The organism is Bacillus cereus group sp. BfR-BA-01379 (assembly GCF_022663605.1).
Lineage (GTDB): Bacteria > Bacillota > Bacilli > Bacillales > Bacillaceae_G > Bacillus_A > Bacillus_A mobilis.
In genome coordinates, this window is sequence record NZ_JAKUFT010000001.1 from 11,648 (window position 1) to 34,607 (window position 22,960).

The window sequence follows — 22,960 nt, forward strand, 5'->3', positions numbered from 1 at the left end:
AGTAACTGAAAAGCTCAATTTCTCTATTTTGATTTGTAGAAAAGTTGGGCTTTTTAATTTGGAGTTTCCTTATCGTTGTAAATCCGCATCTTCCTGACGTTAGCCATTTATCAATTTATCCGTAAATATCAAGAGAAATTACTTCTTGATTCGATTCGTCAACTATTAGTACAATTTTATTTGCAAATGTACAAAATGAGCGGAGTGTAATGGAATCCTTTAATGACTCTTTTAAAAACCAACCTGTTGGTACTAAAGAAATGGAACCCTCTTTTTGAAAGAATGAATGTTTGAGGAAATATGCTATTTCTTGAGTTTCATTTAAGAACATCGGATCAATGCAATCGAATAGTACAGAATAATATTTTAATGTTCTTCTACCGACAGTTCTATTAAAAGAACGGCTTCGGTATAAATCAGGCACTACAGGATATATACCGTTAGTTAGAAGTTCTTTTAGAGTTTGTTTTGATTCTTCCTTTAAACCTATCATGAAAATTTCATGTAATTCATTATTAATAAAAACTTGTTTCACATCTTTATAATGAGGGGTTAATTCATTTTTAACTATATTTAAAGTAACGTCATTTGTAATGGGAAAGGACGTATAAACGTCCTCTTCAAGTATGACATCCATGCCACTGAAAAGTTGGCAAATTGGACTTATATTAGGTGTTGATGAGACTGTTGGAATTTTTTTAATATGAAAATTTTCATCTATATTTGATACCGAGTATTTTGGTTCATCTATTTCAATTAACCAATCAAACATTCATATAACTTCCTTTCATCATAGTTTTCTTATCGGGTACATAATGTTATAAATTTAGTAAAAGTAGCTACAGCAAATGATTGCAAGCTGAAAAAAACGATCTACTAATGTTCCCGGTGGCATAGCTAATGGAATAAGTATGTGGAAATCCTAAAATGCGTCATTGCATACTGGATGGATCAAGTCGCTTTATATAGAGGAATTTGAAAATCATCCGTCCAATACTTGTTATATATAGCATTCTTTAATTTTTTGATGAATCCTACTTTTTAGAGGTATTTTAAAATCTAAAGGAGGAAATAAAAATGAAGGCAGTATTATGAAAAAGATTTTAGTACGAACAGGATGGGGAGAAAGCTCATTAACAAAGTATAGAAATTCGTAGAAAGAAACAGTACCTGAGTATATAGCGTAAAACCTACTTGATGCTGCGTGTTGGATTGAAGATAATTTAAATACATAATAAAATTATAGTAAACTATTTTATTCGAAGATCGTTAGGAGGGAAAATGTTGATACAAATAGATAAGAATATGCGAACAGCTGGTGCGTATGTAGTTTATAAAAATTTATTTGTTTTTCAAGTTGGTCCAACGAGTAAAGGGGGTACATTAGGTGTAGTAAGGCTGGGGGGGCATAAAGAAGCCGATGAAACAGCAGTAGAAACTGCTAAAAGAGAAGTGAAAGAAGAAGCTGCTATCGATATTGCAATATTCAGTTCACCAAGTACATATTATAAAGAGAATTGGAATGCACAATCAAAGAAAATAAGAGTAGAAAATGAAATCAATCCAATATTAATTATTGATAGCCCAGATGAAACTTTATCTATTATGTATATGGCACATTCAGAAAATGAACCAACTCCATCCTCTGAAACGAACGGGTTATTATTGCTTTCAGTAAGTGATATTAGGCTAGTTTGTAGTAAGGGAATAACACTAAACGATTATATTAAACAAGGTGGAATGGCTATACTGAAAGAAAAAATGAATAAAGATTTAATCTTACAACCTTTTCCGCAACTTATGTTTTTAGCAGAACTTTTAAAAGAGGATCCTGTATTGCTTCAGCAGATTCTAAATTTATAACAAAAGCCACCTTAATAAGTGGCTTTTGTTATAAATAATTTAATGATAAGTGTATCCTCCATCAGGAAACAATACATTACCTGTAGAAAAACTGTTTTGCATTAAATATAGTACAGTATGCGCAATTTCATCATTGTGCCCAGGTCGTTTTACAAGAGATAGAGATTTATAAGTTTCATAAGAAGCTAGTCTATTTACATTTCGTTCATTCTCTCTTTGTATTGTTCCAGGAGAAACAACATTAACTCTAATTGGAGCTAGCTCAACAGCTAAAGCTTTCCCTAAACTTTCAATAGCACCATTACAAGCTCCGTAAGCAGGCGCACCTTTAAGTGGCCTTTGACTAAATGCACCGGACATTAATACGATAGATCCAGAGTTTACAAGAAAAGGAACTGCATATTTTACGGCATAATATTGTGGCCAAAATTTTCCGATAAAGCTACTTTCGGCAATATCATCTGTAGTGGTTATTGGTCCAAGTGTGTAAGAAGCTCCTGGTGTGAACAAATGATTAAAATCCCCAATGTTCTTGAAAAACGCTTGTAATTGGTTTTTATCTTGGTTATCCAATACATAAGTCTGAAGATGATTGTTTTTAATTACTTCTTGAGCAATCATTAATTTTTCTTTGGATTTTCCTGCAATAATAACATGTGCGCCTTGTTCAATTGCTTGTTGTGCTGTTGCAAACCCAATACCAGAACTTCCACCAATGATAACGATACGGCTACCTTTTAATGTAGTAATAGACATATTTAAGCGACTCCTTTAATAAAAAATTTAAAATAAAGCTGTTATGTCTTTATTATTCGCTAAAAGATAGCAAGTGAAAAGTACGCACTTTTTATGTACATAGTCGCATATTTCGTACGAATTACTTTTCCTGCGGATATGCAATGTGAAAAAAGATTTGTGATGTCAGAGGAGAGGTGTGAAAAATGGATTTACAAGAACCGAAGTTAAAAGGAGTAATAGCAACACTACAAATAATCGGTGGGAAATGGAAACCACTCATTTTGTTTATATTATTAACAGACGGAACAAAACGGTTTGGTGAATTAAAGCGATTGATACCAGATATATCTCAAGGGACTTTAGCGAAGCAATTGCGGGAATTAGAGCAAGATCAACTAATAGAACGCGAGATTTATCAAGAAATACCACCTAAAGTGGAATATAGTTTATCTGAGCATGGAAAAACAGTAAGTACCGTGTTAGATAGTATGTGTGGTTGGGGAAGAAGACATTTAGATTATATTAAAGAAGATGAACTGTAAATATATTATGTAAATTGGAATGTATCAAGCTGCTATTTCGATAATTTGTATTTTATAATATACTTAATTGAATGATGTTATCGTACATATATTCTTTTAATTGTGGTGGGATAAATTTATGTATAGCTCGAAGTAAGTAATTGTTTGGGATTGAGAGATGCGTACTTGATATAAAAGGAGCTTTTCGAATATATAAACTATGAGTCTATTTCGGGGATGATCAGGATTAAACATTTTATGCATATTAACAAAGGGGAAATAATAAAATGAACGAATTAGAGTACAAAAACTTTTATGATAAAGTAGGAAGATTAAATGGATGGGATTTTAGTAAAATAAAATGTGAAACTGTAGGAGATTCATGGGACTTTTATAGAGAGGTAAAAGAAAGATGCAAACCATCACATTTTTTATTAGATGTTGGTACAGGTGGAGGAGAAAATGTACTTAACATATCATCTTCAGCTAAATTGTTAATTGGAATAGATAATTCTAATGGCATGATTGAAACAGCACATTCTAACTTAAAAAAATCAGATGTACAAAATGTTGAGTTTCTTCAAATGGATTCTGAAGCTTTAACGTTTCCACATGCGCATTTTGATATTGCTTCTAGTTGTCACGCGCCATTTATAGCATCCGAATTAGCAAATGTAATGAAAAAAGGTGCTTTGTTTTTAACACAACAAGTTAGCGAACATGATAAATTGAACCTGAAAGAGGCATTTGGAAGAGGACAATGCTTAGGCGAAAGAGATGGAACTTTAAAAGAAAAGTATATGGGTGAACTTATAAATGCGGGATTTGAACTCGTGCAAGTACGTGAATATGATGTTACTGATTATTACAGTACGCATGAAGATCTTATCTTCTTGTTAAAACATACACCTATTATTCCTAGATTTGGAGAAGAGGAAGATGATTTTACTATTTTACAAAAGTTCATTGATGCAAATAGTTCTGAAAAAGGGATTCGTACAAATTCAAAAAGGTTTATGATTATTGCTGTGAAATTATAATGTGTTATAGAGTAAAAGCTGCTTTTCTTAAAAAAAAGCAGCTTTTTGTGTGGAAAAGTAGTTTATACAAGACATGCTAGAGGTAAAACAATGGTTAATATTGTAAGAATATGTCATGTAGAAATATCGTATAGAATAAGTAAGATTTTTACTTAGAGTTTTATTTTTTTGCAGGTATATTTCCCATCGCGATAGAAATTCTATTCCAACTATTAATTTGATTAATAATTAAGACAAGGTCAATATATTGTTTTTCATCATAATGTTCGCATACTCGTTTATATAGAGAATCAGGAACTCTCTTAGTAGGAATTAGTGTAATATGCTCAGCTAGTTCCATAGCGACCTTTTCTTCTGCTGTATAAAAGTTACATTCCTCCCAAGTACTTAAGCAATAAATTCTTTGTTCACTTTCTCCCATTTTTCGTGCATCGGAAGTATGTAAATCTATACAGTAAGCACAGCCGTTGATCTGAGAAACTCTAATTTTAATAAGTTCTCTAATCGTTCGATTAATCGTTGATTGCTTTGTGTACTTTTCCATGTCCATCATAATTTTCATAGCATCCGGTGCAGCTTCATAGTAGGAAATTCTTTGAGACACAATACAACACTCCTTTTTACTTAAGATATATTGCATTAGCTGAAAATGTTAACTTAACTGTTCTAATACAAAAGTATTAGTTTGTTAATTAAAGTTTCAATCTCCAGGTGGATTTTTCCTGTTAGTTTTTGAAATACAATACTAATAGATATAATGGATTTGGAGGTTAATTATAATGATTACACATATATCAGACATAAAACTACAAACGGTTTCCATAGAAGGGGTAAAACAAGTATATAAGGACATATTATCTTTTCCAATAAAAAAAGAAACGGCATCTTTTATTCAATTTGAAGTAACACCACACACAACAATTAGTTTTCAAGAAGTATACGAACCAATCGCACCTGCACATTTCGCTTTTGAGATTCCATATTCAAAATTTCATGAAACAGCAAGGTGGTTAAAGGATTCTGGATTACTCATTGTGAAATGGAAAAATGGAAATGTCATTGGTGAAGAGAATGCTCTATTCAATGTATACTTTAAAGACGGTGATGGAAACCTACTCGAAATTATCGCACATCGTTATGTTAAAGAAGATGTATTAGTACCGCATTCCCCTTTAAACATTTTATATGTAAGGGAAATCGGACTTCCCGTTAAAAGTGTACCTGTATTTACAGAATGGCTAAAATCAAATCTAAATATGAAAACGATGGAAGATGGGGATATTTTCAACTTTGTTATAGGGGGCACAGCATATATTGTTGCAACATGGTGGCAACGACCTTGGATCCCAATTGCAATGAAAGCTTTACCACCGAAAGTAAACGTATCTTTCGGAACACCGAACCCTGCATTTTTACAGCAAATCCAAATTAACTTTAAGAGAAATAGTGTACCATTTCAATGTAAACATAATGAAGTATCATTTATTGAGCAAGGATATGCATTTTCAATTGTGTATACACCACATTTTCCTACCGATATTCCTAGTAAATTAAACTTACCACTTTCTATTTAAGGATAGAAAGTGGTAAGTTTTTTATATTTTCGTAGAGAAGGGTTTCCGCATAATTACACTGAATTTATATAGGAGAATAAGGTGTCAGCTTAATTTACAATAAGGAGAGAAATGAATTGAATTTAGGAAATCCGATAGCTAAAGGGAATACAGCGGAAATCTATCTATATGATAGTAAGGTTGTGAAATTATTTAAAGAATATCTTCCAGATACAGAGTCTATAAATGAAGCAAAAAAACAAAAATATGCTTATTCATGTGGGCTATCAGTTCCAAGCGTATTTGAAGTGACAAAGATACAAAATAGACAGGCAATTGTTATGGAATACGTAAAAGGTGACAGTATAGGTGATCTCCTGCTTAATAATCTAAATGAGTCAGAGCATTACATAAATATTTGTGTAAATGAACAAAAAAAGATTCACTCTATTCGTGTGAACACTGATGAAATAGAATCAATGAGAGAAAGATTAGAGCGACAAATTAAATCTGTTTATAAATTGGATGAAAAACAAAAGGGAAATATATTGAATAAGTTACATTCAATCAAATTTGAACCTAAATTATGCCATGGTGATTTCCATCCATTTAATCTAATTTTGAGTGGAAAGAATGTAAATATTATAGACTGGGTAGATGCTTGTTCAGGTGATATTCGTGCAGATGTGTTTCGTACATATTTATTGTATGCGCAGTCTTATATAGAATTAGCAGAAATGTATTTGCAAATATATTGCAGTAATACTGATATAACAAGAGATGAGATCTTTCAATGGGCCCCTATTATGATTGCAGCTAGGTTTTCTGAGGAAGTATCTCCGCAAACTGAAGTGTATTTAAACAGATTATTGACTCAGTATTTATAAGTAATAAAACAAGGTTGTTTAGTAGCCAATTAATAAATACTGTTGTTTAACTAAAGTTTCCTTGTAGTTAAACAACAGTATTTTTAAACATTGATAAAGGTATATTTAGTTTCGATCTTCATCCTATAAAGATTCATTATCCGTACTTGTTCCTCAGTTAATTCTTCTTTATCCCAATACATATGCATTAAGCTATATTCAAAAATCTCCTTTAATTTAATAAACATAGGCAACTGGTCTATCATCTCTTTAGGCAGTTCATTTTCCTCTTGATATCCGTCAAATATTGCTTTTGTAATAGAACGCTCATAGTCTGCGATATTCCCATTTCCAGCAAATGAATATTCTATCGCACTATAAATAGGAACTGCTAAATCAAATATATAAAAATGTTTTTCACAGTCTTGAAAATCAATCATTGTTAAGTTTGAATTGTTTTCAACTAAAATGTTTTCTAACCATAAATCACCGTGAATTAAGCCGTAATTCGAAGGGGATTTCTCTAGCCCCTTTATAGAAGTTAAAACGTCAGATGCAATTTCTCTTATAGTAGTTTCTTCTTTAGGGATATACTTAAGAAAATTATATTCTTCATTTTCATACCAATCGTTTATATGTTTAACCAGTTTAGTCTTTTCAAAGCTTTTAGAAATACGATGTAATTTTCCAATTTGTTTACCAAGCTTTCTAAATATATTAGAATTCCATTCACACCTTGGTAAATGTATACCTGGAGCAGCTTTATATAATACAGCAAAAATCTCCTTGTCTAATGTTAACCTTTCTACTAAATTCCCATTAAGAGAAGGTATGATTGGAGGAACTGCTAAACCATTTTCATATAAAAAGTTCGTGTATGTAACTTCATCTACCTGTTCTTTATATGTTTTGTAGTTTGTAATTCTAATGAAGTATGTACCTAGTTCTGTAAGACATTGATACATTTCATTCGTTATTGGTTTCATGTTAATAAAATTTAACGAATATTGTTCATTTATTAATTGAAGTATTTCTTTTTCTAGCTCGTTCATTGTAACGTCCTTTCCAAACTTTACTTTTTTACTTGAGAACGAAAAGATTCTTAATTTACAACATTCGTGCTTTATTTTTGATTTCCTTTAAAATAAAGCATAAAGTAATGAATGGCTCATGTTATAAAACACAAGAAATATCAAAAGAAAGTAATGAACATCTTTTATAATGCTTAATAAGGGGGGAAGTAAATGAATGAACATATACAGAAGATGATTGATTGGATTGAGAGCAGATTAAAAGAAGAATTTTCATTAAATGAATTATCTCGTTATATGGGTTATTCTCCGTATTACTGTTCTTTTAGATTTCACCAAGTAACAGGCATTAGTATTAGACGCTATATTCTTTTGAGAAGATTGTATTTATCTATGGAGGATTTGACGAATAATAGAAAGATAATACATATTGCATTGGATTATGATTATTCTTCGCAAGAGGCTTATAGTAGAGCTTTTAAGAATGTTTTTGGAATGAATCCAAGAGAATTTAAGCTTAACAACATGCCTATTCAATCATTTATTAAACTAAAAATAGAAGGGGAGTTTAAAATGAATGTTTCTAAAAAATTAGAAGTTGAGCAGTTACGAAATGCGAAAAGAGAGCTGTTTGATAAAGATGTACTAAATATATTAAATGGTCAAATGATGTATGAAGAATTTAAAAATGAAAAACTAATGGGTAATTCTGAATATGCACCATTTAATGAGGCAATGTGTGTGAACCTGGCTACTACACAAGTTTTTAATGATGAGTTTATTAAAACAAGAGCAGAAGGTCATAACAGTTCAGTAGAAAGTTATACAAAAAAGGTCATAGATCCGTTAGAAAATCTATTTACGAAAAAGTATAAATGTATTGTTTTATGGTTCGGTGAAGATATGTTTTGTCAAATGAATCTACTTACTTTACTTTCATACCTTGAACAGTCTTCTTATGAAGGGAAGGTATACTTAAATAGCTTCAGAGAGGATGAATTTAAAGTAAGTCAAATTGAACTTGGATTGGGGGATTATTCTTCTATATACAATGAAGTATTAGTAAACCATAAAAAGGCTTCCCGTAAGGTACCACCTGTAATGTACCAGGCTATAGACTTATATTTAGAAATGCTAAAAGAAGATAATATCGTAATGAAATTCATCTCTAAAAATCAAGGTTTCTCAAATCAAGAATTATTAATAAAGTTGTTTCAACTTTTTCCAGCAATCGGATATGGTGATTCTCAGTACATAGAATTGATAAATAAAATAAAGAAGAAAGCTGAACCTAAAATATAGGAACAGCTTCCTTCTTACAATTGTTCAAGTGACTCTAATTCACCCTCTACAAATAACATTAGTTCTTTAATCGTTTCTCCAGAAAAATCAAAACGAATACCGGCTGCTTCATATACTTCAGTTAAAGATTTAGAGCTACCCAATGATAAAGCTTTTTTATAATTTTCTAGTGCTTGTTTAGGATTTTCTTTATATTGTTTATACATTTGCAACGCACCAAGTTGTGCGATAGCATATTCGATGTAATAGAATGGTATTTCGAATATGTGCAGTATAGGTAACCAGCCAGTTGCGATCCAATTTTCATACCCTTCGATATTTACGACGTTTGATTGGTAAGTGTTATGTAATTCTAAATATTTTTCGTTTCTTTCCTTAGCGGTATGATTAGGATTTTCATACATCCAATGCTGGAATTGATCAACGATAAGCGTTGGTGGTAAATACTTTACAATATCTTTAAAGAAATCCAATTTTGCTTTTATAAATTCTTCTGTATTCTCATAAAATGTATCCCAATATTCCATCGAAAATAATTCCATTGTCATGCTAGCGAGTTCAGCTGATTCAGAAGGGATTTCTAAATATTTTTGTAGCTCTAGCTGATTCATACACTCATTATGAATACTATGGCCCATTTCATGGAGGAAAGTAGTAACGTCATAATGTGTATGATTTAGATTCATGAAAATGAAAGATAATCGAGAAGCAGGTAAGTATTCGCAAAATCCTCCAGGTCCTTTTCCTTTACGACTTTCTAAATCTAAGCAATTATTTTTATGCATACGGTTTAATAATGCAGAAAATTCTGGGTCTAGTTTGTGTAAAATACGAGAACTTTTTTTGACTAAATCACTCGCATCTTCGATAGGTTTTAATACTTTTTGATTCGGTGCGGTTGCTTTTTGATCCCATGGACGAAGACTATCTACTTGAAGTTCAGATTTTTTCTCATTCAATATTTTATCGATAAGTGGTACAACGTATTTACGAATAGATTCAGCCAGCTCATAGCAATCTTCAGGTGTATAATCAAATCGTTCATGTTTTTTAAACATATAATCACGATAATTATCTAATTGAATGTTTTTTGCTTTTTGGTGACGGATTACGATTAATTCATTTAATATATTCTGTAATGTATCTTCAACAGATAAGAATGTTTCAGAAATGAGTGTTTTTGCTTTTTTTCTTATATGACGATCCGGATCTTGTAAGTAAGACTGTAGTTCAGTAATTGTTTTCTCTTCACCGTCCCATAGTGCAATTAAACCACCTGTAATTTCGAAGTACTCGGTTACTAGTTTGTCTTCAGTTACCTCTAGATCAATGTTCTTTTCACAAAATAATGTTTGCGCATTCTTAATTTTTTTATCTAGTAAGCTATACGTTTTTGGATCAAGTTCCATTCGAAAAGGAGATTCTAAATATTTATTATCAAATGAATTTTGATAACGTTTCAAAAGAGGTCGTACATATTGTTGATCATATTCAAAAGTATCTTTTATTTTTTTATTATCTGTATTACATTGAAAGGCGATATAGTGCGATGTTAATTGTTCTTCAATTTTCCAAATGACTGTAGATTGTTTTTTTAACCAGTTTTCAAGCTCTAGTTTTGAAGAAATCTCTTCATTTAATAAAGTAGAAAGAGTCTTTTCTAATTCTAAAACGTTACTAATATCAATTGTATTTAAGCGCTGCATAACATATCCCTCACTTTTTATTTATTCATGTAGATATTCTATTTATTAATTGTAATTTCCTTGTTAAGAGAAGGACATGTGAAATAATGTTAAAGTTTAAAGTAATAGAAGGGATATATTTCTGTTTGCTTAATAATGAGGAATCTTTTTAAGTCCTTACATAAGGGAGTGAAATAATGTATAAGTATTTACATATTTTTAACGATATAGAAAACATGATTCAACATGGAGTGATAAAAGAAGGACAGAAATTACCGTCAATACGATCGCTTGTTACGCAATATGAATGCAATAAGGCGACAATTATACGGGCACTACATGAATTAGAAAAGCGTCATATTATTTATTCCGTCCCTCAAAGTGGATACTACGTTGTTCGAAAATCAGGGAGTACTATAGAAATTGACAAGATAATTGATTTTGCTTCTTCAGCACCAGATCCAGATATTTTTCCATATTTAGATTTTCAACATTGTATTAATAAAGCCATTGATACATATAAAAATGACTTGTTTGTATATGGAACGCCAAAAGGTTTACCGTCTTTAATTCCGGTCATTCAAAAACAATTAGCAAACTATCAAGTCTTCACTAAAGAAGAAAATATTTTTATAACGTCAGGTGTACAACAAGCTCTTGCAATCTTAACTTCTATACCATTTCCAAATGAAAATGAAACGATATTAATTGAACAACCAACATATCATTTATATATTGAATATCTAGAAATAAACAAAATTCCTGTAATCGGTATTAAACGTACGAATGAAGGTATTGACTTAGATGAATTGGAACGTATTTTTCGGACAGGTAATATAAAATTCTTTTATACAATACCAAGATATCATCATCCACTTGGAACGTCTTATTCTAAAGAGGAGAAAGAAAAAATCGTGCTACTGGCTAAAAAATATAATGTATTTATAGTGGAAGATGATTATTTAGCAGATTTAGAAACGGATTCAAAAGCAGATCCGTTATATAGCTTGGATAATTGTAATCATGTAATATATTTAAAAAGTTACTCTAAGATTATTTTTCCAGGTTTACGGGTTGGAGTTGCGGTCATTCCGCCATCCATTGCAAATGATTTCCATACATATAAAAAGATTTTAGATATTGATAGTCCGATGATTTCTCAAGCGGCTTTAGAAATTTATATAAAGAGTGGCATGTTTGAACGTCATAGAAATAAAATTAAATCTTCCTATCACGATAGATCTAAAAAACTAGCAGAAATATTAGAAAGAATGCATAATGAAAATCCGCTTTTATTTACATATACAAAGCAGAATACAATTGGAATCCACACTTGTTTAGAATTACATAAAACAAGTATTTCAGAAATGTTTTTACAAAGATTAGGTGAAATACAAATAAGTATTGATGCGATTGATAAAAATTATATGAGAGGTTTTCCGAAAGAAAGACTATTAAAGTTAAATGTATCGAATGTGAAGGAAGATAGGATTGAAGAAGGTATTCGTAAAGTAATTGAGGAAATCAAACAATCAGGACAGTTGAATTTTCAGTTTAGAAAAGAATAATTTGAATTAGGAGGGTTGTTGTGAGACGTAAAATAATTCTCTTGTTTGTGTGTATTGTTATAATAATTGGAGCTATCGTTGTGACTAAATATTATAAAAAAGATGATCAATGCATTGCGGTTGGTAAGTATTCAAGAGGTATTATCGTAAATCAAAATAACGAACCTATATCTAATGTGAAAATTTATGAAGATTCAATCGAAAGTAAGGAACGCAGTATTTCAAATATACAAGGCGAATTTGAAATGCTAAATGGAGTTTGTGGCGAGATTGTATTACAATTTGTTACTCCAGATGGAGAAATCTATACAAAGAAATATGATAGTAATCATATACCGGAAGTGATAGAACTTAGTTATAAAAAGTAGAAGAAAAGTGTTACGTTAATACTTTTTAGAGCACTCAATTGTTGAGTGCTCTTTTTGTTTAGGACATAATTGTTTTAAATGGAAATAAACTACCAATAGATGATATCCTTAAAGTATAGCATTTATTTTTAATAGGAGGGTGATGGAGTCTATGGCAGTACGTATAGTCGATGATTTACAACAATTATCGTTGTTACTAATGTTTTTATGTACATTTATATTTTACAGATACTTAAAGAAAGTGAAACGAGAGAGAAAATTGACTGGTTTTGAATGGACAATGTATTTTGTCACTCAATTTGCAACATTAATTTGGGCAGTCACTTATTTTATTAAACACTTAGCTGAATCGTAATTTCTATTCATTTCATCTAGTTTACTGTTATCTATTAGGAACATAAATATAGTCCGTATCTAAATCAATGACAACAGCGCTCAAGACGTCTTCTTGTAGTAATTTTGGAGTTTTTTCATACTGGTACTGCACACAAAATAAGATTAGAAGCTCTTCATTAGACATCTCTTCATTTTTCACATTTAAATACATTGTTCTTAATTCGTTTAGAGAATAGTTAAGGCCAATAACATACTCATTTATTCCATATCCATCAAATTCAATTATCATATTATCACTGTTGGTTGCTATCCAAATTTATAGCTTAAATTTTAGATGTATTTATTATACATTGTTTGAAATGTAGTGAGAATATTTTTTTATAAAATGTGAGGGTTATAAATGGAACAAAATAAATTAGTTTTAGAAGGACCAAAACGGCTTAAGTGGGAAACGCGCGAAATTGAGTCTATACAGGATGATGAAATTATCGTTAAAACAATTGCAGGTGCAATAAGTATTGGAGCAGAGTTACCACAGTATAAAGAATCGGATGTTACAGATTCAAATCCTGATTATCCAAGAAAAACTGGATATGAAAGTTATGGTGAAGTTATTCAAGTTGGTAATAAAGTAACAAATTTATATGTAGGTGATAAAGTAGTCTCTTTTTATGGACATGAAACGGTAGGAATAGTTAAAGGGGATAAAGTAATTCGAGTGCCTAGTTATATAAAATCTAAAGTTGCTTTATTATCTATTCTTTCGTGTGATGCTGCTAAAGGGGTATTGAAATTAGACCCGCGACAGGATGAAAAAGTACTTATTACTGGAATGGGAGTTATCGGTTTACTCGCTTGTTATTTTTTAAAATGCTACGTAGGTGTTGAGCATGTGGATGTTGTTGAGCCTAATAAAAATAGAAGAGAATTTGCAAAGAAGTTTGGTGTGAAAAACCTCTTTGATTCGGAAGAGAAAATTATAGATACGTATAATTACGGTTTCGAATGTTCTGCTACAAATAGAGGGTTTCACACATTGCAAAAGGCTATTAAAAGTAATGGGGCGATATGTATTCTTTCTGATGGTAATATAGAAAATTTAACATTAACCGTCGACTTTTATCGAAAAGAATTGCAGATCATTGGTTCAAGTGACGGATATGATTATCAAAAACATGCAAATTGGTTTTTTAGTCAAATAGAACAGACACCATGGATAGAAGAGATTTTTCAACATGAAATTCATTATACTGCACTTACAAAATGCTTTAAGGAATTAAGTGGAGGGATACTGCGGCCTTTGAAAGTGTTCGTTTCATATGAATAACAAATAAATCTAGTAATTATTTGTCACATATTTCATATATAGTTCGTCACATTTATGATAACTAAATGAGGAGGAACTGATATGAAAATATTTGTAGCAGGTGCAACGGGTGTAATAGGACGTTCTTTATTACCGAGGTTAATAAAAGAGGGTCATACCGTATTTGCAATGATTCGTAATGAATCGCAAATAGAGGCAATGAAGAAAATTGGTGCTATTCCAGTAATAGCTGATATATTTAATCGGCATGCTGTATTTTCTGTATTAAATAAAACAACACCTGATGTATTGATTCATCAATTAACATCATTGTCTACTTGGAATGTTGAGGATAATGCTAAAATTAGAATTGAAGGCACTCGTAACCTTGTTGATGCTGCTAAAAATGTAGAGGTAAAGAGAATAATCGCTCAAAGTATTTCATGGGCGTATGAAGCAGGAGATACACTTGCGACAGAAAAAGATTTATTAGATATTGCTGCCCCTATACCTCGGCAAGTGACTATTAATGGCATATTAAAACTAGAAGAAGCTGTTTCTGAGTTACCAGAAGCGGTTATACTTCGTTATGGTACGCTATATGGACCGGACACATGGTATGCGGAAAACGGAGAAATTGCAAATCAAGTTCGTAATAATGAACTTATCGCATCAGACGGGATAAGTTCGTTTATACATGTCGAAGATGCCGCTAGAGCAGCTATGTTAGCTCTTCATTGGCCTGCAGGAACCGTAAATATTGTAGATGATTTCCCGGCGACTAGTAAAGATTGGTTACCAATATATGCAGAAGCGATGGGGGCACCTATGCCTAAAGTTCAAACTGGTAAAAATAGTTGGGAAAGAGGAGCTTCAAATAATAAAGCGCGTAAAGAATATGGATGGAACCCTATATTTCCATCATGGTCTGAAGGGTTTAAAAACTTGGTAAATATGTAAAATACAACTTTAATGGGAATGCTAATAACATTCACTATTAAAGGATTGGCTATAATGAATATTATTATGGAGAGTATTATTTTAATTTTCACTGGAATGATTGCATTAAAAATGACTGGTAGTACATCTGTTAGCCAAATGACAAGAGCTGAAATCATTATAGTAGTATCAATTGGACGTATTATTGTAGAGCCTGTATTAAGTAGGAAAGTAGTCCCATCTATATTTGCGGCTGTAATATTTGCAAGTATACTTCTTATCATTCATTTCTTTGAATTGAAATCAAGGAAGGTGGAACAATTCCTTAATGGCAGTAGCATTATAATCGTTGAAAATGGAGAAATTGTAAAAGAGAATTTAGTGAAGGCGAAAATGTCGGAGCAACAACTATCTATACAATTAAGAGAAAAAGGAATTCATGATTTGAAGAGTTTACAGCAAGTTACGGCCGAACCGAATGGCCGTATTGGTTACCAATTAATACAGCAAGCGCAACCGATAACTTTAGAAATGCTAGAAAAGGTATTAGATCAGTACAATATAAAAAGATAATTTCTTATGTGAAAATGCCAATATACAATAGAAGTATTGGCATTTTTTATTTCTTCTAAATGTAAAAGTTAATATTTAGAATTCATATTCAACCAATCTTTAAATTAGATATAGGCTTATTAATATGCTATATTCAATGGACCTATAGTGACTGTGGTGAAAAAAGCAGCGTTAAAATTAATAGGTCTTTCATGTGATGCTAAGCATGAGATAAGAATAAGGAGATAGAAATATAAATGGAATTTTGGGAATCAAGCTTTATTGAGAAACAAACGATGTGGGGATTTGAACCTACAGAATCTGCAATTTTGACAAAGGATTTTTTTCTGGAAAAGAATATTAAGTACATATTAGTTCCGGGTATTGGATATGGAAGAAACGCAAAGGTGTTTATCGAAAATGGTATAGATGTAACAGGTATTGAAATTTCAAAAACTGCAATTAATTTAGCAAGAGAAAATGGACTAGAAGATGTTCATATGCATCACGGTTCGGTAAACGAGATGCCTTTTGATAATAAACTATATGATGGGATATTTAGTCATGCACTTCTTCATTTGTTAAATGAGCATGAGCGAGAGAAATTTATTAAAGATTGTTATAATCAGTTAAAACCAGGTGGATATATGGTTTTCACAACTGTTTCTAAAAAAGCTCCTATGTATGGGAAAGGAAAACAGTTGGATAAAGATTATTTTGGGATAATGGAAGGCGTAAAAATGTTCTTCTATGATTCTGAATCTATAAAACAAGATTTTAATAAATATGGACTCGTACAAGTTTCAGAAATTGAGGAACCAAATAAAATCATGGAAAATAAGCCTTCAATTAATTTCTTAATGATAAAATGTAAAAAGAACTATAATTAATAGTTATTAAATATTATTAAAGATGTTTATATATTGATTATGCACAAATAAAAAGGACAAGCATATAATAGAAATACCTATTAACTTTAAGTAACCTTAACTTTCGTTAATAGGGTATCTCAAAATCCCCAAAAGAGCACTTGCGGAAACAAGTGCTCTTTTATTTATGTATATTAAAGATTTAAAATTCGTTCGACTGATATGGAATTTTAAACCATTATTTTATATGAAGTGGTAAAATAAGTAGGGTAAATGTGTAAGGGGGCGAGGGATTTGAAACTAAAAGAGCTGGCGGATTTGTTATTGATTAAAGATACCATTGGGAATATGAATGTAGAAATTACGGGATTAGAAATGGATTCTAGAAAGATTACAAGTGGAAATCTGTTTATATGTGTATCAGGTATTGATGGTTTTCTTGAAGATCGTCACCAATTTGTTGAAGATGCAGTGAAAAAGGGTGCCGTGGCATTAATTGTAGAAAGAGATGTAAATATTGAAATACCTAAAATAATTGTTAAAGATGCTAGGTATGCTATGGCAGTTATTGCGTCACATTTCTATGGTTACCCATCTAATAAAATTAAGCTAATTGGAATAACAGGAACAAATGGTAAAACAACTACTTCCTATTTACTTGAAAAGATTTTGACTGATTATGGATTTCAAACAGGGCTTATGGGGAATAACGGAGTGAAAGTTGGTTCGAAATGGTATCCTACTGATATTAATACGCAAGAACCACCGATACTTCAGCGGAATTTGCAAACGATGAAAAATCATAATACAGATTATTGTGTTATGGAAGTTACCTCACAGGGTTTACATATGGAAAGAGTTAGAGGGTGTAACTTTAAAACCGCTGTTTTTACAAATTTAACTCAAGATCATTTGGACTACCATGGAACATTTGAGGAATATAAGCATGTAAAAGGTCTTCTATTTTCAAGATTAGGAAATGATTTTTCTACTACAGATAAAAAATTTGTTGTATTGAATGCAGACGATCCGTCGGTAGAATACTTTAAAAAAATTACTTCAGCTGAGGTTATTACATATGGGATACAAAATAGAGCTGATGTTCAAGCGAAGAACATAACTTTAAGCCCAAAAGGAATTCGTTGTGTAGTTGCATCCTTTAATGGAGAAATAGAAACCCATCTAAATCTGGTAGGCCGTTTTAATGTATATAATGCATTAGCAGCAATAACAGCTGCATTGGTTGAAGGTATTCCGCTTACAAACATTAGTGACAGTTTATCTAGTGTAAAGAGCATTGAAGGTAGAATGGAAATCATAGACGAAAATCAAGATTTCCTTGTAATCGTGGACTATGCTCATACACCAGATGCGTTAGAAAATGCCCTCTCTACAATTAGCGAGTTTTCAAAAGGTAAAATTATTACTGTTTTCGGTTGCGGTGGAGATAGAGATGCAAAAAAACGATCTATAATGGGTGAAATTGCTGGAAGTTATAGTGATTTTGTTTATATTACTTCTGATAATCCACGTTCAGAAGACCCTTATGCAATAATGAAAGATATTGAAAAAGGATTTTCACAGAATAATAATTTGAATTATAAAGTAGAAGTAGATCGTGAACTGGCTATAAAACATGCAATAAACATGGCATCTTCTAATGATATCGTTTTAATTGCTGGGAAGGGGCATGAAACGTATCAAATTTTAAAGGATTCGACTATTCATTTTGATGATAAAGAAAAAGCTCGACAAGCAATTATTGATAAATGAATGAATTCAATTAATAGCTGAATAGTATTTCTAATAAAAATAATGTTTTAGAAAAAGCTAAAACTAATAACGAAGCAATTTTATAAAGAATTTATGATTGAAAGGTAAGGGTGTTTCTATGAATATATGAGGGGAAAACCTTACCTTTTATAGTTTTATTTCTGAAAAACAAATGTTATAGCATTTGTATTTAATTGAATATGCCTTTCATCGCGAACAATATTATAGACTAATTCTTTTACTTCAACTTTAATTTCTTTCCATTCCTTATAAATGCTTTTTAATAGATATATCATCTCTTCAGTAGGAAGGTTAATTTCAATTAAAGCATCTAATTTTTCATTCGTATGTAAGTCTATTTCTTGTATGTTCGAGTTAATAATGAAACAATTGATACCACCAGCTTTTGTACCTTTTTTCATAGAATGGAGCACGTTTTTTAAATCTTCTTCTGATTTGACATGCTCTAAACTTGATACTGCAACGATATAATCATAAGTATCAGGTTGGATGTAGTAGTTTTCAATTGCTGCTTGTTCTGTTTGTATGACTTGAAATACATCATGTTCTTTACTATACGTTTGTAATTTTGTTAAAGCGGAATCCAGTAAGTCCACACAAGTAACAGTACCACTACCATTTTGTATCTTTTGTGCAATTGGAATACTATTTCTTCCAACGCCAGAGCCGAGATCAAGCACTTGTAAGTTATTTTGTCCTTCAAAGTACTCCATTAAGTCCATAACTGTTTTAACCGGTTTGTAAAGCCAAGAGCCAGTTTCGAATAGTTTATATTGTTCATAGCAAAGGTCATGATATTTCTTTTCTTCGTGTCTTATGTAATCGATACGATTCATATAGTTTCAGCTCCAATATTATTATTGCGAAATGAATGGGTAGGACAACCTTTTATATTCGTTTGAATTCGAAAAATACCACCAGCATGTGGATATTGTTTTAATTCGTTATTTGTCATTCTTGTTCTGGCTGTTGTAACATATAAATCTGTTAAATTAGGCCCTCCAAATGTACACGAGGTTACATATAACGCTGGGATTGGGATACTTAATATTTGCTCTCCAGTTAAAGGGTTCCACCTAGTAATCTTTGAACCGCCCCAATGTGCAATCCATAAACAACCTTCTTCGTCTATTGTCATACCATCAGGTAGACCGTCATTTTCAGGGAAAATGATTACATCATTTGGATTACGAATTTCTCCAGTACTTATATCATAATGAAAACGAACTACTTTTTTAGTAGGTGTATCAATAAAATAAAGGTATGTATAATCAGGTGACCAAGCAATGCCATTTGATGTATTTACATGTGCAATTTTTTTCTCGACACTTAAATTATTATTTAAACAATACAAGGAACCTGCAGCATTAATACCGTATGTATCTGTAGTGCCTGCCCAAAAACGTCCTGCTGGATCGCATTTTCCATCGTTAAAACGATTTTCAAATAAATGTGGTTCAGGGTCAAAAATATGTGTCAGTTTTTCTGTTTTTACATGAATAGAATAAAAGCCATTTTCCATAGCTAGGAGTAGTACGTCTTCTAAATATGGAACAACACAGCCGATTTGTTGATTAAGAGCGATTACTCGGTTTGTATTAGTAGTAGGATTAAATATGCATAATTGTTTCTCCATAATATCAACCCAGTATAAAAGTTGTTTATTTTCATTCCAACATGGCCCTTCAGCTAAACTTGCTTTAGCATCTAAAACTAATTCTATATTACTGATCAAGATGTTCACCTCGCTTTATAAGATATTTATATAATTCGATAAGAATAGAGGTAAACCTTTAGTCAGAAGATATTAAGATTTGTACTTTGGAAAACTGATTTTCTCAAGTGATTAAAAAATGTATAAACATGGAGAGGAAAATGCATATGATGTTTTATGAAATTGTTTGCTTTTCTTGTAAAAATATATTCCGTGTATACGAAGGAAGTGAAAAATATAAGCGATTTAAAGAGAAACCGAAAGGGACATATTGTTGTGATGAATGTAGTCATAAAATTCAATTAGAAGCGATAAAGCATTTATTTAGATAGAATTTTAGTTCGGAAAAGTTTGACAATAAAAGTATTATAAATTATCATATGAAAAAACTAATATTTAAAATGGCATGGAAGAGAAGAGTAGTTAAGAAAGAATACGTACAGAGAGCTCTGGTAGCTGAGAAAGAGCGGTATACATCTTAATGAAAAAAGACTTGGAGCTGCGCAAGGAACTAATTTGTTTAGGGATGGTGCGACGGGTTCTCCCGTTATAGAGATAGGGTATAAGCATATTTTGCCGTACCTGAAGAGGTTAATATGGCGACGTATTAACAAACTGAGGTGGTACCGCGAAGCTAACAACTCTCGTCCTCAAGATGAATAATCTTGGGGGTGGGAGTTTTTTTATTGCATAAATTTGAAAATGTGAAAACAAATAATAATTGAGGTGAGTAACATATGCATTGGGCGTATGAAGTAGCACATGAATTAATTAGAAAACATCCAAACAAAGAAACGTTTGTTTGCGCATCTGGAATAAGTCCATCTGGTTCTGTTCATATCGGGAACTTTCGTGAAATAATAACGACGTATTTCGTGGTAAGAGCACTACAAGATTTAGGGAAAAAGACTCGTTTTATATTCTCATGGGATGATTATGATAGATTTAGAAAAGTTCCTAAAAATATTGATCCATCTTTTGCAAAATATATTGGTATGCCGTACTGTGATATTCCAGATCCATATGGCTGTCATAATTCGTATGCAGAGCATTTTGAAAAAGAGTTTGAGAAATCTCTTCAAGCATTTGGAATTGAAGTGGAATTCATAAATCAACATGCTGAATATAGAAGCAGACGGTATAACGAAAATATATTCGAGTCTTTATATAAAAGAAAAGAAATATATGATATTTTAATGGGTTTTAAAACTGGAGAGTGTAGTGAAGAAGAGCGAGAGAGCTTTTATCCAGTTACATTATATTGTGAAAAATGCGGGAAAGATGCAACAACGATTACACATTTTGATGAAGTATTAAAATCAGTTCAGTATGAATGTGTATGTGGAAATCAAAATGAATTATCAGTATTAAATACAAATAAAATGAAACTGAATTGGAAAATCGATTGGCCGATGAGGTGGATGATAGAGGATGTTATTTTTGAACCGGGTGGAAGAGATCATTCATCGGAAACGGGTAGTTATAATGTATCCAAGGAAATCGCAAAAGAAATATTTAATCGTGAAGCTCCTCATTACGTTGCGTATGATTTCATAGGAATAAAAGGGCATCACGAAAAAATGTCTAGTTCTTCAGGGAATAGTATTACACCTAGTGAGTTGTTAAAAGTGTATTTACCAGAAGTGATTCTTTTCATGTTTGCTAAATATAGACCAAACGCAGCTTTTCATATCGGTCTTGATGAAGATGTGATTCGCAATTATACAGAATATGAACGATTGAAAGATAGTTATGAGAATAAAATGCTCAAAAATGAAGATTTATTTGATGCAATTAAACTCTCTAGAGTTGATAGTGGGTTTAAAGAATATCCGAAATTTAACCAAGTAGCAGGAACGTTACCACTATTAAATTTTGATTCATCTATTTTACAAGATACATTAGAAAAAATAGATAGAAGTTATACATTAGATGCTATGATAGCGATATGTAACCGCGCAGAGTATTGGATAAGAAACTTTCAATCTGAAAAATTAATTGCGGTAAATCAAGAGAGAAATACAGAGTTTTACAACACATTAGATGAAAGACAGAAAGAATGGTTAGTAGAAGTTTGCAAAATACTTCGTTCTAATAAAGATTACTCTAACTTAATGGAAAATTTGTATTCAATTTGTCATCATGAAAATAAAAAAATAATGAAAGAAAATCAAAAACAATTGTTTTTGATTATATATAGGCTCATTATGAATCAGTCTAGCGGCCCACGTATACCGTTATTAATACATGTTGTGGGAGTTGAAAAGTTCATCGCATTATTAGATTTCTAAACAATCTAAAAGAAACGCAAGTACTCAGAGATTTAAGTACTTGCGTTTCAAATTTTGCTATCGTGAATACATTTTCGAACATTCATCACCACGAGGTTCATAAAAACAATGACTTTTAAATTGCCCTGCAAACGGTTGGTTATACCATTCAGGTGGACAAGATCCAGTTGGACGAAAATACCAAAGAGCCCATCGTGCTGGCCAGCGCCATTCACCTTGTAAAACTTTTCTTGCGATATCTTTTTCTGATTCGCGAGCACGCTGATAAAAATATCCGTATTGCACTGCTTCAAATCCACCGGGATTTTGATATACTGCATCACGCACAGATCGAAGTTGTTTAAAATCTAAGCAATCACAAAATACACGATTTACTACTACGCAACCAACAAGTTGTTCACCTTGTCGACCTTCTCCTTCAGCTTCAGCACGAATTAAGCGAGCTAGCAAATCCACATCGCTTTCGTTATATGGAATAAGGGGCATAGTGCTACCACCTTTCTTTACCTGTTATAGTAAAGAGTGTATGTATGAAAATAAGCTAAGTGCTTTTCTATATGTAAATATCAATAAATATTAAAAGGAGCTTTTACGAAAAAAGCTAATTAATAATTGTAGAGTAAT

Annotated in this window: 25 protein-coding genes and 1 other annotated feature; of the genes, 16 read left to right on the forward strand and 9 right to left on the reverse strand. The window is 31.6% G+C overall.

Going from position 1 to position 22,960, the window contains the following annotated elements:
- Window positions 1-115: 115 nt before the first annotated feature.
- Window positions 116-772 carry a hypothetical protein gene (locus tag MR113_RS00060; protein WP_242250505.1) on the reverse strand — a complete coding sequence of 219 codons (657 nt, stop codon included), beginning with the start codon at window positions 770-772 and terminating at the stop codon, window positions 116-118.
- A gap of 512 nt (window positions 773-1,284) precedes the next feature.
- Between MR113_RS00060 and MR113_RS00065 the strand changes: the two genes are divergently transcribed.
- Complete coding sequence (locus tag MR113_RS00065) at window positions 1,285-1,863, forward strand: NUDIX hydrolase (RefSeq protein WP_242250506.1); 579 nt, start codon at window positions 1,285-1,287, stop codon at window positions 1,861-1,863.
- Between the two features lie 39 nt (window positions 1,864-1,902).
- On the opposite strand, the gene MR113_RS00070 is transcribed toward MR113_RS00065, so the two are convergent.
- Window positions 1,903-2,619 (reverse strand): SDR family oxidoreductase, encoded by a 717-nt coding sequence (locus MR113_RS00070; protein ID WP_242250507.1) that lies wholly within the window; start codon window positions 2,617-2,619, stop codon window positions 1,903-1,905.
- Between the two features lie 185 nt (window positions 2,620-2,804).
- Between MR113_RS00070 and MR113_RS00075 the strand changes: the two genes are divergently transcribed.
- Both MR113_RS00075 and MR113_RS00080 read left to right on the forward strand, forming a co-directional pair.
- Window positions 2,805-3,143, forward strand: coding sequence for a winged helix-turn-helix transcriptional regulator (locus tag MR113_RS00075; protein WP_242250508.1), 339 nt, complete (start codon window positions 2,805-2,807; stop codon window positions 3,141-3,143).
- 266 nt (window positions 3,144-3,409) lie between these two features.
- Window positions 3,410-4,162 carry a class I SAM-dependent methyltransferase gene (locus MR113_RS00080; protein ID WP_242250509.1) on the forward strand — a complete coding sequence of 251 codons (753 nt, stop codon included), beginning with the start codon at window positions 3,410-3,412 and terminating at the stop codon, window positions 4,160-4,162.
- A 160-nt stretch (window positions 4,163-4,322) separates the two neighbouring features.
- Here MR113_RS00080 and MR113_RS00085 read toward each other — a convergent pair whose 3' ends face one another.
- Complete coding sequence (locus MR113_RS00085; protein WP_242250510.1) at window positions 4,323-4,766, reverse strand: carboxymuconolactone decarboxylase family protein; 444 nt, start codon at window positions 4,764-4,766, stop codon at window positions 4,323-4,325.
- Window positions 4,767-4,941: 175 nt separating this feature from the next.
- Between MR113_RS00085 and MR113_RS00090 the strand changes: the two genes are divergently transcribed.
- Complete coding sequence (locus MR113_RS00090) at window positions 4,942-5,736, forward strand: VOC family protein (RefSeq protein ID WP_242250511.1); 795 nt, start codon at window positions 4,942-4,944, stop codon at window positions 5,734-5,736.
- 116 nt (window positions 5,737-5,852) lie between these two features.
- Window positions 5,853-6,602 (forward strand): aminoglycoside phosphotransferase family protein, encoded by a 750-nt coding sequence (locus MR113_RS00095; RefSeq protein ID WP_242250512.1) that lies wholly within the window; start codon window positions 5,853-5,855, stop codon window positions 6,600-6,602.
- An 83-nt stretch (window positions 6,603-6,685) separates the two neighbouring features.
- Here the strand turns inward: MR113_RS00095 and MR113_RS00100 are convergent, their stop codons facing one another.
- Window positions 6,686-7,633 (reverse strand): phosphotransferase enzyme family protein, encoded by a 948-nt coding sequence (locus MR113_RS00100; protein WP_242250513.1) that lies wholly within the window; start codon window positions 7,631-7,633, stop codon window positions 6,686-6,688.
- A gap of 192 nt (window positions 7,634-7,825) precedes the next feature.
- On the opposite strand from MR113_RS00100, the gene MR113_RS00105 reads away from it, so the two are divergent.
- Complete coding sequence (locus tag MR113_RS00105; protein ID WP_242250514.1) at window positions 7,826-8,914, forward strand: helix-turn-helix domain-containing protein; 1,089 nt, start codon at window positions 7,826-7,828, stop codon at window positions 8,912-8,914.
- Between the two features lie 14 nt (window positions 8,915-8,928).
- Here the strand turns inward: MR113_RS00105 and MR113_RS00110 are convergent, their stop codons facing one another.
- Window positions 8,929-10,620 (reverse strand): M3 family oligoendopeptidase, encoded by a 1,692-nt coding sequence (locus tag MR113_RS00110; protein WP_242250515.1) that lies wholly within the window; start codon window positions 10,618-10,620, stop codon window positions 8,929-8,931.
- 176 nt (window positions 10,621-10,796) lie between these two features.
- Here MR113_RS00110 and MR113_RS00115 point away from each other — a divergent pair, with 176 nt between their 5' ends.
- From MR113_RS00115 to MR113_RS00125, 3 genes are all read left to right on the forward strand, one after another.
- Window positions 10,797-12,167: an aminotransferase-like domain-containing protein gene (locus MR113_RS00115; protein ID WP_242250516.1), complete on the forward strand. Its 1,371-nt coding sequence runs from the start codon at window positions 10,797-10,799 to the stop codon at window positions 12,165-12,167.
- Window positions 12,168-12,187: 20 nt separating this feature from the next.
- Window positions 12,188-12,535, forward strand: a complete 348-nt coding sequence (locus MR113_RS00120; protein ID WP_242250517.1) for a carboxypeptidase regulatory-like domain-containing protein — start codon at window positions 12,188-12,190, stop codon at window positions 12,533-12,535.
- A gap of 151 nt (window positions 12,536-12,686) precedes the next feature.
- Window positions 12,687-12,890: a hypothetical protein gene (locus MR113_RS00125; protein ID WP_242250518.1), complete on the forward strand. Its 204-nt coding sequence runs from the start codon at window positions 12,687-12,689 to the stop codon at window positions 12,888-12,890.
- Window positions 12,891-12,917: 27 nt separating this feature from the next.
- Here the strand turns inward: MR113_RS00125 and MR113_RS00130 are convergent, their stop codons facing one another.
- Window positions 12,918-13,160 carry a hypothetical protein gene (locus MR113_RS00130; RefSeq protein WP_242250519.1) on the reverse strand — a complete coding sequence of 81 codons (243 nt, stop codon included), beginning with the start codon at window positions 13,158-13,160 and terminating at the stop codon, window positions 12,918-12,920.
- 111 nt (window positions 13,161-13,271) lie between these two features.
- Between MR113_RS00130 and MR113_RS00135 the strand changes: the two genes are divergently transcribed.
- The 5 genes from MR113_RS00135 to MR113_RS00155 all read left to right on the forward strand — a co-directional run bounded on the left by MR113_RS00135 (window position 13,272) and on the right by MR113_RS00155 (window position 18,310).
- Window positions 13,272-14,198, forward strand: coding sequence for a zinc-binding dehydrogenase (locus MR113_RS00135; protein ID WP_242250520.1), 927 nt, complete (start codon window positions 13,272-13,274; stop codon window positions 14,196-14,198).
- Between the two features lie 81 nt (window positions 14,199-14,279).
- Window positions 14,280-15,137, forward strand: coding sequence for an NAD-dependent epimerase/dehydratase family protein (locus MR113_RS00140; RefSeq protein ID WP_242250521.1), 858 nt, complete (start codon window positions 14,280-14,282; stop codon window positions 15,135-15,137).
- A 54-nt stretch (window positions 15,138-15,191) separates the two neighbouring features.
- Entirely contained in the window at window positions 15,192-15,689 is a 498-nt protein-coding gene (locus MR113_RS00145) for a DUF421 domain-containing protein (protein ID WP_242250522.1), read from the forward strand.
- Between the two features lie 236 nt (window positions 15,690-15,925).
- Window positions 15,926-16,558, forward strand: coding sequence for a class I SAM-dependent methyltransferase (locus MR113_RS00150; protein ID WP_242250523.1), 633 nt, complete (start codon window positions 15,926-15,928; stop codon window positions 16,556-16,558).
- A gap of 273 nt (window positions 16,559-16,831) precedes the next feature.
- The gene (locus MR113_RS00155; protein ID WP_242250524.1) at window positions 16,832-18,310 is read left to right on the forward strand and encodes a UDP-N-acetylmuramoyl-L-alanyl-D-glutamate--2,6-diaminopimelate ligase; all 1,479 of its coding nucleotides are present in this window, start codon (window positions 16,832-16,834) and stop codon (window positions 18,308-18,310) included.
- 155 nt (window positions 18,311-18,465) lie between these two features.
- Here MR113_RS00155 and MR113_RS00160 read toward each other — a convergent pair whose 3' ends face one another.
- Both MR113_RS00160 and MR113_RS00165 read right to left on the reverse strand, forming a co-directional pair.
- On the reverse strand, window positions 18,466-19,167 hold the full coding sequence (locus MR113_RS00160; protein WP_061679841.1) for a class I SAM-dependent methyltransferase: 702 nt from the start codon (window positions 19,165-19,167) through the stop codon (window positions 18,466-18,468).
- Window positions 19,164-20,066 (reverse strand): SMP-30/gluconolactonase/LRE family protein, encoded by a 903-nt coding sequence (locus tag MR113_RS00165; protein WP_063260568.1) that lies wholly within the window; start codon window positions 20,064-20,066, stop codon window positions 19,164-19,166. Before MR113_RS00165 ends, MR113_RS00160 begins: the two co-directional genes overlap by 4 nt.
- A gap of 140 nt (window positions 20,067-20,206) precedes the next feature.
- On the opposite strand from MR113_RS00165, the gene MR113_RS00170 reads away from it, so the two are divergent.
- Both MR113_RS00170 and lysS read left to right on the forward strand, forming a co-directional pair.
- Window positions 20,207-20,377: a DUF2197 domain-containing protein gene (locus MR113_RS00170; protein WP_064774857.1), complete on the forward strand. Its 171-nt coding sequence runs from the start codon at window positions 20,207-20,209 to the stop codon at window positions 20,375-20,377.
- Window positions 20,378-20,443: 66 nt separating this feature from the next.
- Window positions 20,444-20,700: a binding site (T-box leader), on the forward strand.
- An 82-nt stretch (window positions 20,701-20,782) separates the two neighbouring features.
- A complete protein-coding gene (lysS, locus tag MR113_RS00175; protein WP_242250525.1) occupies window positions 20,783-22,336 on the forward strand; it encodes a lysine--tRNA ligase in 1,554 nt (517 codons plus the stop codon).
- 57 nt (window positions 22,337-22,393) lie between these two features.
- Here lysS and MR113_RS00180 read toward each other — a convergent pair whose 3' ends face one another.
- Window positions 22,394-22,822 carry a cell wall hydrolase gene (locus MR113_RS00180; RefSeq protein ID WP_242250526.1) on the reverse strand — a complete coding sequence of 143 codons (429 nt, stop codon included), beginning with the start codon at window positions 22,820-22,822 and terminating at the stop codon, window positions 22,394-22,396.
- Between the last annotated feature and the right edge of the window lie 138 nt (window positions 22,823-22,960).

What these genes read in the sequence shown, in the direction of transcription:
- MR113_RS00180 (WP_242250526.1), bottom strand. Translation starts at nt 22,822, where the DNA reads ATGCCCCTTATTCCATATAACGAAAGCGATGTGGATTTGCTAGCTCGC.
- MR113_RS00060 (WP_242250505.1), bottom strand. Translation starts at nt 772, where the DNA reads ATGTTTGATTGGTTAATTGAAATAGATGAACCAAAATACTCGGTATCA.
- MR113_RS00110 (WP_242250515.1), bottom strand. Translation starts at nt 10,620, where the DNA reads ATGCAGCGCTTAAATACAATTGATATTAGTAACGTTTTAGAATTAGAA.
- MR113_RS00145 (WP_242250522.1), top strand. Translation starts at nt 15,192, where the DNA reads ATGAATATTATTATGGAGAGTATTATTTTAATTTTCACTGGAATGATT.
- MR113_RS00135 (WP_242250520.1), top strand. Translation starts at nt 13,272, where the DNA reads ATGGAACAAAATAAATTAGTTTTAGAAGGACCAAAACGGCTTAAGTGG.
- MR113_RS00160 (WP_061679841.1), bottom strand. Translation starts at nt 19,167, where the DNA reads ATGAATCGTATCGATTACATAAGACACGAAGAAAAGAAATATCATGAC.
- MR113_RS00070 (WP_242250507.1), bottom strand. Translation starts at nt 2,619, where the DNA reads ATGTCTATTACTACATTAAAAGGTAGCCGTATCGTTATCATTGGTGGA.
- MR113_RS00100 (WP_242250513.1), bottom strand. Translation starts at nt 7,633, where the DNA reads ATGAACGAGCTAGAAAAAGAAATACTTCAATTAATAAATGAACAATAT.
- MR113_RS00130 (WP_242250519.1), bottom strand. Translation starts at nt 13,160, where the DNA reads ATGATAATTGAATTTGATGGATATGGAATAAATGAGTATGTTATTGGC.
- MR113_RS00075 (WP_242250508.1), top strand. Translation starts at nt 2,805, where the DNA reads ATGGATTTACAAGAACCGAAGTTAAAAGGAGTAATAGCAACACTACAA.
- lysS (WP_242250525.1), top strand. Translation starts at nt 20,783, where the DNA reads ATGCATTGGGCGTATGAAGTAGCACATGAATTAATTAGAAAACATCCA.
- MR113_RS00140 (WP_242250521.1), top strand. Translation starts at nt 14,280, where the DNA reads ATGAAAATATTTGTAGCAGGTGCAACGGGTGTAATAGGACGTTCTTTA.
- MR113_RS00150 (WP_242250523.1), top strand. Translation starts at nt 15,926, where the DNA reads ATGGAATTTTGGGAATCAAGCTTTATTGAGAAACAAACGATGTGGGGA.
- MR113_RS00090 (WP_242250511.1), top strand. Translation starts at nt 4,942, where the DNA reads ATGATTACACATATATCAGACATAAAACTACAAACGGTTTCCATAGAA.
- MR113_RS00115 (WP_242250516.1), top strand. Translation starts at nt 10,797, where the DNA reads ATGTATAAGTATTTACATATTTTTAACGATATAGAAAACATGATTCAA.
- MR113_RS00170 (WP_064774857.1), top strand. Translation starts at nt 20,207, where the DNA reads ATGCATATGATGTTTTATGAAATTGTTTGCTTTTCTTGTAAAAATATA.
- MR113_RS00105 (WP_242250514.1), top strand. Translation starts at nt 7,826, where the DNA reads ATGAATGAACATATACAGAAGATGATTGATTGGATTGAGAGCAGATTA.
- MR113_RS00080 (WP_242250509.1), top strand. Translation starts at nt 3,410, where the DNA reads ATGAACGAATTAGAGTACAAAAACTTTTATGATAAAGTAGGAAGATTA.
- MR113_RS00125 (WP_242250518.1), top strand. Translation starts at nt 12,687, where the DNA reads ATGGCAGTACGTATAGTCGATGATTTACAACAATTATCGTTGTTACTA.